The sequence below is a fragment of the Haloferax sp. AB510 genome (assembly GCF_024136985.1).
In the GTDB taxonomy this organism is placed as follows: Archaea; Halobacteriota; Halobacteria; order Halobacteriales; family Haloferacaceae; genus Haloferax.
Map to the genome: position 1 here is coordinate 1 of NZ_JAMYJY010000130.1, position 9,181 is coordinate 9,181.

At 67.1% G+C, this 9,181-nt stretch carries 8 protein-coding genes and 2 pseudogenes; 5 read left to right on the top strand and 5 right to left on the bottom strand.

Annotated elements, in window-relative coordinates:
* The 4 genes and pseudogenes from NKF06_RS18235 to pyrI form a co-directional block, all read left to right on the top strand.
* Window positions 1-411, top strand: a pseudogene (locus NKF06_RS18235) (aldolase/citrate lyase family protein); the annotation flags it as partial.
* A gap of 137 nt (window positions 412-548) precedes the next feature.
* Window positions 549-1,802: a Glu/Leu/Phe/Val dehydrogenase gene (locus NKF06_RS18240; RefSeq protein ID WP_253246224.1), complete on the top strand. Its 1,254-nt coding sequence runs from the start codon at window positions 549-551 to the stop codon at window positions 1,800-1,802.
* Window positions 1,803-1,998: 196 nt separating this feature from the next.
* The gene (gene pyrB / locus NKF06_RS18245; protein WP_058827144.1) at window positions 1,999-2,916 is read left to right on the top strand and encodes an aspartate carbamoyltransferase; all 918 of its coding nucleotides are present in this window, start codon (window positions 1,999-2,001) and stop codon (window positions 2,914-2,916) included.
* A complete protein-coding gene (gene pyrI, locus NKF06_RS18250) occupies window positions 2,909-3,376 on the top strand; it encodes an aspartate carbamoyltransferase regulatory subunit (protein ID WP_004977049.1) in 468 nt (155 codons plus the stop codon). The genes pyrB and pyrI overlap by 8 nt, the downstream gene beginning before the upstream one ends.
* A 6-nt stretch (window positions 3,377-3,382) precedes the next feature.
* On the opposite strand, the gene NKF06_RS18255 is transcribed toward pyrI, so the two are convergent.
* Window positions 3,383-4,927 carry an ATP-binding protein gene (locus tag NKF06_RS18255; RefSeq protein ID WP_253246225.1) on the bottom strand — a complete coding sequence of 515 codons (1,545 nt, stop codon included), beginning with the start codon at window positions 4,925-4,927 and terminating at the stop codon, window positions 3,383-3,385.
* A gap of 411 nt (window positions 4,928-5,338) precedes the next feature.
* Between NKF06_RS18255 and NKF06_RS18260 the strand changes: the two genes are divergently transcribed.
* The gene (locus tag NKF06_RS18260; protein ID WP_253246226.1) at window positions 5,339-6,214 is read left to right on the top strand and encodes a hypothetical protein; all 876 of its coding nucleotides are present in this window, start codon (window positions 5,339-5,341) and stop codon (window positions 6,212-6,214) included.
* Between the two features lie 262 nt (window positions 6,215-6,476).
* On the opposite strand, the gene NKF06_RS18265 is transcribed toward NKF06_RS18260, so the two are convergent.
* From NKF06_RS18265 to NKF06_RS18280, 4 genes and pseudogenes are all read right to left on the bottom strand, one after another.
* Window positions 6,477-7,235 carry a glucose 1-dehydrogenase gene (locus NKF06_RS18265; protein ID WP_115878113.1) on the bottom strand — a complete coding sequence of 253 codons (759 nt, stop codon included), beginning with the start codon at window positions 7,233-7,235 and terminating at the stop codon, window positions 6,477-6,479.
* Between the two features lie 148 nt (window positions 7,236-7,383).
* Window positions 7,384-8,100 carry a ThuA domain-containing protein gene (locus NKF06_RS18270; RefSeq protein ID WP_253246227.1) on the bottom strand — a complete coding sequence of 239 codons (717 nt, stop codon included), beginning with the start codon at window positions 8,098-8,100 and terminating at the stop codon, window positions 7,384-7,386.
* 72 nt (window positions 8,101-8,172) lie between these two features.
* The gene (locus NKF06_RS18275) at window positions 8,173-8,982 is read right to left on the bottom strand and encodes an enoyl-CoA hydratase-related protein (RefSeq protein WP_253246228.1); all 810 of its coding nucleotides are present in this window, start codon (window positions 8,980-8,982) and stop codon (window positions 8,173-8,175) included.
* Between the two features lie 69 nt (window positions 8,983-9,051).
* Window positions 9,052-9,181, bottom strand: a pseudogene (locus NKF06_RS18280) (o-succinylbenzoate synthase); the annotation flags it as partial.

The following is a 9,181-nucleotide window of genomic DNA, read 5'->3' on the forward strand; positions in this document are numbered from 1 at the left end:
CGCGGAGGACTTCGGCCCGCCGACGTGGGCGCGACCCGGTCCGACGAGGGCACCGAAGTGCTGTACGCCCGCGAGCACGTCGTCGTCGCGGCCGCGGCCGCCGGCGTCGACGCCATCGACACGCTCCACGTCGATTATCAGGACGAGGCGGGACTCCGCGAGGACGCCGCGTTCGGCCGGCGACTCGGCTACGACGGGAAACTCGCCATCCACCCCGCGCAGGTGCCCGTCATCAACGAGGCGTTCTCGCCCGACGACGAGGACGTGGCGTGGGCGAAGAAGGTGCTCCGCGCCCGCGACGAGGCCGCCAGCGAGGGCCGGGGCGTCTTCGGCGTCGACGGCGAGATGATAGACGCGCCGCTCGTCAAGCAGGCCGAGAACATCCTCGACCGCGCCGGCGAGTCGTACTGAGCGCTCCCGGGCCGGCGCGACGACGCCGCGGTCGAGTCCCGACGTTCGTCACATTTTATCAATGGGTATGTGTCTCAATACTGTGGTATGCTAAAATCCCCGCTACGCTTAACCGGATGCCCGGAGCGTATTAGGACATGGCACAAGAGGCGAATCCCTTCGAGAGTCTACAGGAGCAAATCGACGATGCGGCCGCCTACCTTGACGTGCGCGACGACGTTATCGAGCGGCTGAAGAACCCCGAGCGAGTCCTCGAGACGAACCTTGCCGTCGAGATGGACGACGGCGACGTCGAACTGTTTCGCGCCTACCGGTCGCAGTTCAACGGCGACCGCGGCCCGTACAAAGGCGGGATTCGCTACCACCCGAACGTCAGCCGCGACGAGGTGAAGGCGCTTTCGGGCTGGATGGTGTACAAGTGCGCCGTCGTGGACATCCCCTACGGCGGCGGTAAGGGCGGCATCGTCATCGACCCTAAGGCGTACTCCGAGTCCGAACTCGAACGCATCACCCGGTCGTTCGCCAAGGAGCTTCGCCCCCTCATCGGAGAGGACCGCGACATCCCCGCGCCCGACGTGAACACCGGCCAGCGCGAGATGAACTGGATTAAGGACACCTACGAAACCCTCGAAAACACCACCGCGCCGGGCGTCATCACCGGCAAGGCGCTCTCGAACGGCGGGAGCGAGGGCCGCGTCGAGGCGACCGGCCGCTCGACGATGCTCACCGCCCGCGAGGCGTTCGACTACCTCGGCCGCGACATCGAGGGCGCGACCGTCGCCGTCCAGGGCTACGGGAACGCCGGCTCCGTCGCCGCGAAACTCATCGACGACCTCGGCGCGTCGGTCGTCGCCGTCTCCGACTCCTCCGGCGGCATCTACGACCCCGACGGTCTCGACACCCGCGCGGTCAAGCAGTTCAAAAACGAGACGGGCACCGTCTCCGACTACGAGGGAACGGAGGCCATCACGAACGACGAGCTTCTCACCCTCGACGTGGACCTGCTCGTCCCCGCCGCACTGGAGAACGCCATCGACGGGGAACTCGCCCACGACGTGAACGCGGACATCATCGTCGAGGCCGCCAACGGCCCGCTCACCCCCGACGCCGACGACGTGCTCACCGAGAGCGAGGTCCACGTCTTCCCCGACATCCTCGCCAACGCCGGCGGCGTCACCGTCTCGTACTTCGAGTGGGTCCAGAACCGCCAGCGGTTCTACTGGACCGAAGACCGTGTCAACGACGAACTGGAGCGCGTCATCGTCGACGCCTTCGAGGAACTCGTCGACGCCTACGAGACCCACGACCTGCCGAACTTCCGAACCGCGGCCTACGTCGTCGCCATCCGACGCGTCGTCGACTCCTACGACTCCGCCGGCAACTGGCCGTAGGGTCTGAATCAGTCGTCGCCTCGCCGGTTTCGTCCTGCCGTCTCGTCGCTTCGTCGCCTCGTTTTCCGACCGTTTCGCCCGCGTTTCTGTGTCCGCCGCGCTCGCCGATATCGCCGATTCTGTGCATGGTGGTGAATATCACTCGAAGCGTTCGATGCCGGGGGATTCAAGTCGGTGTAGGTCGCGTCATTCATCGATGCGTCAGGACCACCTCATCTCCGCGTCGCACCTCTCGCGGGAGGACATCGAGGCGGTGCTCGACCGCGCGGCCGACATCGACGACGACCCGGCCGCGTTCCGGCAACGACACGCCGGAAAGGTTCTCGGGCTCTGTTTCTTCGAGCCGAGCACGCGAACTCGGATGAGCTTCGACTCCGCGATGAAACGCCTCGGCGGCCAGACCGTCGATATGGGACCGGTCGAATCGTCGTCGGTCAAGAAGGGCGAGACGCTCGCCGACACCGTCCGCGTGGTCGAGGGCTACGCGGACGCGCTCGTGCTCCGACACCCGAGCGAGGGCGCGGCCACGATGGCCGCCGAGTTCGTCGACGTGCCCCTCGTCAACGCGGGCGACGGCGCAGGCCAGCACCCGAGCCAGACCCTCCTCGACCTCTACACCATCCGGGAGAACGCCGGCCTCGACGACCTCACCATCGGCATCATGGGCGACCTGAAGTACGGCCGGACGGTCCACTCGCTGGCCGAGGCGCTGACGAACTTCGACGCCAGCCAGCACTTCATCAGCCCCGAGAGCCTGCGACTCCCCCGGAACGTCCGCTACGACCTCCACGCCTCGGGCGCGCAGGTCAGAGAACACACCGAACTCGACGAGGTGCTCCCCGAACTCGACGTGCTCTACGTGACGCGCATCCAGCGCGAGCGCTTCCCCGACGAAAACGAGTACCGAAAGGTCGCGGGACAGTACCAGATCGACTCGGAGACGCTGGAAGCGGCGGCCGACGACCTCACAATCATGCACCCGCTGCCCCGCGTGGACGAGATTTCGCCGGACATCGACGACACCGACCACGCGACGTACTTCGAACAGGCTCACAACGGCATCCCGGTCCGGATGGCGCTGTTGGACATCCTCCTCTCCCAAGACGATGACTGACGACCACCAACTCCGCGTCTCGAAGATTCGAAACGGCACCGTCATCGACCACGTCGCCGCGGGGCAGGCGCTCAACGTCCTCGCCATCCTCGGCATCGACGGCACCAGCGGGGAGGCGGTCTCGGTCGGGATGAACGTCCCCTCCGACCGCCTCGGCCGCAAGGACATCGTGAAGGTCGAAGGCCGCGAGCTGAGCCAGTCCGAGGTGGACGTGCTGTCGCTCATCGCGCCGGCCGCGAGCATCAACATCGTCCGCGACTACGACGTGGTCGAGAAGAACCGCGTCGTCCGCCCCGACGCCGTCGCGAGCATCATCTCGTGTCCGAACAGAAACTGCATCTCGAACGCCGACGAGCCCATCCGGTCCCGTTTTACCGTCCTCTCGGACGGCGTGCGCTGTGACTACTGCGAGACCATCGTCCGCGAGGACGAAGTCGCGGCCAACCTCGACGTGAACTGACCGTTTTTAGGAGTCGTCCGACGCCCTTTTTCCCGCGGCGCTCGCCTGACAGCGGTGGTCCTCGTCGGCGAACTCGACGCCGTCGAACTCGAAGCGCGCGCCGCCGGTCGCCGCCGACCCGACGGAGACGGTCCAGCCGTGGGCCTCCGCGAGCGACCGGACGATGTCGAGGCCGAAGCCCGTCCCCTCGGCCGAGGTGGTGAAGCCGCGCTCGAACACCCGCGCGGCGACGGCGTCGTCGATACCGGAACCGTCGTCTTCAACCGCGAACGCGTCGTCAACCGGCGACGCGGCGACCCGGACGGTCAGCGGCGAGGTTCGACTGCCCGCGGAGCCGTGTTCAACCGAGTTCCGAAACAGGTTCTCGAACAGCCGCTGGAGCCGACCGGGGTCGGCGTGAACCGTCGCCGAGGACTCGACGACGAGCGCCGCGTCGCCCGTCTCGACCGAGTTCCACGCCCGGCGGGCGACCGCTTCGAGCGAGACGGGCGTGAAATCGATGACCACCCTTCCGCTTCGGGCCGCGGCCAGCACGTCGTTGACGATGTCGCTAATGCGCGCGAGCGAGGTCGCGACTCGTTCGAGGTTCTCGGAGTCGTTCGTCTCCCGCTCGAGGTCGAGAAATCCTACCGAGATGGAAAGCGGATTCCGGAGGTCGTGAGAGAGGACTCGCGCGAACTCGCCGAGGCGCTCGTTTTGCTGTGCGAGTTGCTCTTCGTGTTGCCGGCGGGTGGTGATATCGCGGCCGACACCGCAGAACCCGACGACGTCCCCCTCCGGTCCCGTGAGCCGGCGACCGGTGAGTTGGAACAACAGCGTGCCGTCGTCGGTCGGGAGCCGCGCTTCGACGACCGTGGTTCCCGTTCGCATGACCTCTTCGACGGCGCGCTTGACTGCCGGCCGGTCGTCCTCGTGGAAGAACGCGTCGGCCGACATGCCGGTGAGTTCCGCGTCCGACAGACCGGTGAGCTCCGAGAGCCGCTCGTTCCACGAGACGAGGTTCCCCTCGCGGTCGTAGACGTAGAACACGTCGTCGAGCGCGTCGAGCGCGTCCTCGATGAACCACCCCGTATCGACCGACTCCCCGACCCGCTCGACCGTCTCGCGGGCGGCCCGCTTCTTGCGGTGTTCGCAGGCGAGTCGCCGGACCCGCGAGCCGAGCGCGTCGGCCGGGTCGGTGGCGGCCTCGGTGTCGTCGGCGTCGTTGTGCTCTTCTCGTCCAAGGAACTCCTCGCGGGCGAGATACGCGTCGATAGCTAAATCAACCAGTTCGGTCACGGAGTGGTCGGCGTCACCGGGCGCGAGGAAGACGACCGGGAGGTCGTCGTCCGCCGCTCGGAGTTCGCGGAGCAACGAGACGGCGTCGCCATCGGGAAACGCCGCGCCGAGGACGAGACAGTCGTACGCGTCCTCGCCGTCGAGGGCGCGGCGGGCGGCGGCGAGCGTCGCGGCCGAGTCGACGGCGGCGTTCGGGACCGACCGCTGGACGACGCGGGAAATCGCGCGGTCGCCGTCGGCGGAGAGAACGCGAGGCGGGGAATCGAATAGCATCGGGCGGAAGGGAACGAACTGAACGACTGACAGAATGCTCCCATATAATATAACTTTTCTGTGGATTTTGTCACTTAATTAACGGCAGCGGAAAACGTGTATCCAGTTTCTAGTCGGTTGCCGCGTGTGTCTCGGTGTCGTAATCACTTAGTGCGGTGCGGTCGAAGTTCTCGGTATGTCCAAGAAGGCCAAACTGGTTCTGGTACTGGCACTCGTGGCGGTCCTCTACACCGTGTTCTCCGGGAGTGGAGACACCGTCGAAGTCGAGATCGAAGAGTAACCACTTTCTCGCGTGCTCGGCCGCGTTCGGCCGGGTTCGCCTCACTCGCGGCCGGCCAGTGACGACGCCCGAAGAGGAGGTGCACGCCCGAGAGCGAACGACTTACCCGATGTCCGCGCGAAGGCGGAGCCATGTACGGGGTCGTCACGCGCAACGAAGAGGAAGTCGACTGGCCGGAGTTCGACCGCGGCTTCTACGAGGTCAAGGACGTCACCGGTCGGGCGGCCGAACCACTGTCGAACGCCGTCAACATGATATCGTGTTTCGGCGATAACGCCGCCGCCAACGAGAGCCCCGAGTTGGTCCCCGTCGACGGCGAGGGAAACCCGGCGACGCGGGACCGCACGTACTTCGACTGGGCGTACATCTGCCCGACGAACGAGAAGTACCGCGCCGGCCTGCTCGAAATCGTCGAGGACGCCGCCGCGGCCAACGGCGACGTTCGCCTCGACGACGTGGGGTTCCCGCGCGACGAGTACTGCCGGTGTGACCGGTGTACCTCGCAGTTCGAGGCGTGGGCCGCCGACCGCGACCGCGACGCCGACGACGAGGACGCCTGGTTCGAGTGGCGCGCCGAGGTCATCACCGACTTCGTCGCCGACGCGGCCGAGCGCGTCCCCGGTCGCCTGTATCTCACGCTCTATCCGGACCCCTACCCGGGCCACCTCTACCGCCGCGCTGGCCTCGATATCGAGGCGCTTTCGGCGCACGTCGACGAGTTCGTCGTCCCCCTCTACGACACCAACTACGGGACGACCTACTGGCTCGAAACCATCGCCCGCGGCTTCGTCTCGCTGTTGGAGCCCTACGACGCCGACTTCTCGCTCGAACTGTACGCCGTGAACGTGGACGTGGACGACCTCATCCACGCTATCGAAGTCGCAGACGAGTACGCGAAAGACGTGCTGTTCGGCTACGACGCGAGCAACGCCGCCGCGACGCTCCGCCGGATGACCGCCGATGGCTCTCGCGGGAAGACCTACCACCCCGACGACGCGACCCGCTGAGCGCGAGACTCGACGCGCCGGCGAGAGGACCGGAGCCGACCCGACCTCAGAACGCGCCGGCGAGGTAGCCGATGACGACGATACCGAGGAGGAAGACGAGCGCCGCGAACGCGAACAGGGCGAACATCAGTCGCCGCTGTCCGCTCGTCGGTTGTGCCATGGGCGTTCTCCGGACCCCATCCACTTATGATAGTCGGCGCTCCGGACAGTCCCGTTCGGGCGGTCGAACTCCGGCGGAAAAACGGGGCTCTGCGCGGGTCGGCTACGGGACGACGTAGCCGCCGTCGATGACCATCGGGTGGCCGGTGACGAACGATGCGTCGTCCGAACAGAGGTAGACGACCGCGCTGGCGATTTCTTCCGGCTTGCCGAGGCGACCGATTGGCTCGTCTTCGAGCAGCCCCGCCTTCGCCTCGTCGTTGCCGGCGGTGAACCGCTCTATCATCGGCGTCTCGATGACGCCCGGACAGACCGCGTTGACGCGGACGTTCTCGGTCGCCACTTCGAGCGCGGCAGAGCGGGTGAGCCCGATGACACCGTGTTTGGCGGCGTAGTAGTGCGCGAGGTTCGCGCCCCCGGTCAGTCCCGCCACGGAAGACGTGTTGACGATAGCGCCGCCGCCGTTCTCGACGAGGCGCGGAATCTCGTACTTCAGGCCGAGGAACACGCCGGTCAGGTTGATGTCGATGACCCGCTGGAAGTCCTCGATGGACATCTCGGCGATGGGACCGGGCGTCCCCTCGATGCCCGCGTTGTTGTGCGCGAAGTCGAGGCCGCCGAACTCGCTGACCGTCCTGTCGACGAGACTCGCCACGTCGCTTTCCTTCGAGCTATCGGCTTCGAAGAAGACGGCCTCGCCGCCCTCGCTTTCTATCTCTCGGACGACCTGCTCGCCGGCGTCCACCTGCACGTCCGAGAGCGCGACCATCGCGCCCTCCTCGGCGAACCGGAGCGCGGTCGCCCGTCCGATACCCGACGCCGCGCCCGTGACGAGCGCGACTTTCCCGTCGATTCCCTTCATGATATCACCACGACCCGCCGGCCGTCCGGACGGCGTAGTCGTGCGTGCCAGTAGGTGTCACTCGGGAATAACGCCTCTTCAGGGACGCGTGACGCTCTCGCAGCCGAGAAAAACCGATTGCTTCGTCCGCTCTCGCAGTCCGCCCGCCTCAGTCGAGGTCTTCGATGGGCTCCGCGTTGCCGAAGTACGGGTCGGGGCCGTCGCCGGGGGCCGCCCAATCGACGGCGTTATCGAGGACGGTGCGAACCTCCTCTTGCTCGTAGATGGGGTAGGTCTCGTGGCCCGGCCGGAAGTAGAAGACGCGGCCCTTGCCGCGGGTGTAACAACAGCCGGAGCGGAACACCTCGCCGCCCTCGAACCACGACGTAAAGACGAGTTCGTCCGGCGCGGGGATGTCGAACCGCTCGCCGTACATCTCGGCGCGAGGGACCTCGAACGACTCGTCAAGGCCGTCGGCGATGGGGTGACCCGGCTCGACGACCCAGACGCGCTCTTTCTCGCCCGACTCGCGCCACTTCAGCGAGCAGGTCGTCCCCATCAGGCGCTTGAACGGCTTGGAGTAGTGCCCCGAGTGGAGCACGAGCAGCCCCATCCCGTCGCGGACGCGGTCGACCACGCGGTCGACGATTGCGTCGTCCACCTCGTCGTGGGCCTTGTGTCCCCACCACGCCAGCACGTCGGTGTCGTCGAGGACCGACTCGGTGAGCCCGTGTTCCGGTTCGTCCAGCGTGGCGGTCTGCACGTCGTAGCCCGCCTCGCGGAGTCCCTCGGCTATCGTCGCGTGGATACCGTCGGGGTAGATTTCGGCGACCTCGTCGTTTTCCTTCTCGTGTCGGTACTCGTTCCAGACGGTGACGGTGACCATACTCCCGCCGTCACCGGGCGGCGACAAGTATGCACCGAACGCGGGGCCGGTGGCGGTCGCCCACCGAGGCAGCTACTTCCCTTCGAACGCCGGTTCCCGCCGACTCATGAACGACTCCACGCCCTCGGCGTGGTCGTCGGTCTCGAACATGACCGCCTGCGCCGACGCCTCGTGTTCGATGGCCGCTTCGATGGAGTCGTCCGGGCGGCGGAGCAGACGCTTTGAGGCGGTGAGCGCTTTCGTCGGACCGCCGGCGATGCGCTCCGTGAGGGCGGCGAGTTCAGATTCGAACTCGTCCTCGCCCGCGACGCGATTCACGACGCCGAGTTCCAGCGCCCGCTCGGGGCCGAGTTTCTCGCCCGTGTAGACGAGTTCCATGGCGACGTTGCGACCGACGAGCCGCGGAAGGAGGTACGACAGCCCCGAATCGACCGCGAGACCGACTCGGCGGAAGCCGAAGCCGATGGAGGCGTCTTCGCGGAGGAGTTGGAGGTCGCAGGCGATGGCGAGCGCGCCGCCCGCGCCCACGGCCGGGCCGTCGATGGCCGCGACCGTCGGCAGGTCGCACTCGTAGACGCAGCGCACGCAGTCTGCGGTGTCGCGGACGACGTGGTCGACCGCCTCGGGGAGCGCCATCGCGTCGGCCTGTAGCTCTAACATGGCGTTCACGTCGCCGCCGGCGCAGAACGCGCCGGCCTCGTCGCTCCCGCGGAGGACGACACAGCGCGCCTCGTCGGGGAGCGAGTCCAGCGCCTCGCGTACGCCGGCGGTGACTTCGACCGTCAGCGCGTTCCGAACCGCCGGAGCGTCCAGCGTCACCGTCGCCACGCCGTCGGCGAGCGCGAGTCGTACCGCGTCGGTGTCGAGTTCGACCTCGGTCATTTCCCGGTTCGACGTGCAGAACCGTGAAAAACGTTTGGACCGTGGAGAGTTGAATCGTCAGTGACCGGCTCAGGAGAACACCGCGTCCACGTCGATTCCGAGTCCGGGCCGGTTGGGGACGCGCATCCGGCCCTCGCGCACGGGTGCCGGGTCGGCCGCGAGGTCGGCGTCGAGGAGCGACGCGGTCGCCAGTCCGTGC

Bases quoted from the DNA above. Each gene is read 5' to 3' on its own strand.
- NKF06_RS18240 (WP_253246224.1), top strand. From the start codon at position 549: ATGGCACAAGAGGCGAATCCCTTCGAGAGTCTACAGGAGCAAATCGAC.
- pyrB (WP_058827144.1), top strand. From the start codon at position 1,999: ATGCGTCAGGACCACCTCATCTCCGCGTCGCACCTCTCGCGGGAGGAC.
- pyrI (WP_004977049.1), top strand. From the start codon at position 2,909: ATGACTGACGACCACCAACTCCGCGTCTCGAAGATTCGAAACGGCACC.
- NKF06_RS18255 (WP_253246225.1), bottom strand. From the start codon at position 4,927: ATGCTATTCGATTCCCCGCCTCGCGTTCTCTCCGCCGACGGCGACCGC.
- NKF06_RS18260 (WP_253246226.1), top strand. From the start codon at position 5,339: ATGTACGGGGTCGTCACGCGCAACGAAGAGGAAGTCGACTGGCCGGAG.
- NKF06_RS18265 (WP_115878113.1), bottom strand. From the start codon at position 7,235: ATGAAGGGAATCGACGGGAAAGTCGCGCTCGTCACGGGCGCGGCGTCG.
- NKF06_RS18270 (WP_253246227.1), bottom strand. From the start codon at position 8,100: ATGGTCACCGTCACCGTCTGGAACGAGTACCGACACGAGAAGGAAAAC.
- NKF06_RS18275 (WP_253246228.1), bottom strand. From the start codon at position 8,982: ATGACCGAGGTCGAACTCGACACCGACGCGGTACGACTCGCGCTCGCC.